Genomic DNA, 801 nt, shown 5'->3' on the forward strand with positions numbered 1-801 from the left:
CAGTCTAGACAGCGCGGGCTGGGCGGGGGCCTGTGTGACGGGAGCCTTTGTGACGGGAGCCATTGTGACGGGAGCCTGTGCGACGGGAGGCGGGGGCTGCGGGTTCGGGGGGATGCGCGTGGCGCCCCGGACACCCCTCAGCCCATCCGCGGCGAAGACGGCGTCGGTCTGGTCGAGGAGTGTCCTGGGGCCGCTGCCGTCAGCCCCAGCCGCCGAAGTAGGCGGCCAGATCGGGTTCGGTGGTGATCCGTCGCGACGCGGTGGACGCCGTGAGGTGCGGGAAGAGGTCGCGGCGACCCCAGCGCGCCTCGCGGGCGAGCGAGCGCTGGGTGCTGATGAGCGCGACGCGTTCGGCTCCGGATGCCGCGGCAGCGCCGTCGGGGGCGACGAGGTCGAGGGAGCCGAGCTGCTCTGCGGTGATACGGGCGGCGGCCCGGGCGAGCTCGTCGGGCACGAACCGCGCGGCCTGCGGAACCTCGACGACGAGCCGTGCCGATACGGGTTCGGCGGCCCTGAGGATGCGGGCATCCCCGCTCAGCTCTCCACCGAACGGCGCCGGCACGTCGACCACCGCGGAGGGAAGCGCCTGCAGCACCGTGTCGACGCACACGATGAGCGCCGCGAGCGACTCGGCGGTGTGGATGCGCACGACGGCGTCGACCGCCCGCCCCCGCGCCGCCCCGCCCACATCGCTGTCGCCGGTTGCGCCTGCGGCGGTGGAGGCGGTTGCGCCTGCGGGCGTGGCGGCGCTTGCGGCGGTGGCGCCGGTTGCGCCTGCGGGGGTGGCGGCGGTGGGAGGGG

At 75.5% G+C, this 801-nt stretch carries 1 pseudogene; it reads right to left on the reverse strand.

Features of this window, described 5'->3' with window-relative positions:
* Positions 1-199: 199 nt before the first annotated feature.
* Positions 200-801, reverse strand: a pseudogene (locus C5B96_RS16990) (hypothetical protein); the annotation flags it as partial.

This window comes from Subtercola sp. Z020, from assembly GCF_002931235.1.
GTDB lineage: Bacteria > Actinomycetota > Actinomycetes > Actinomycetales > Microbacteriaceae > Subtercola.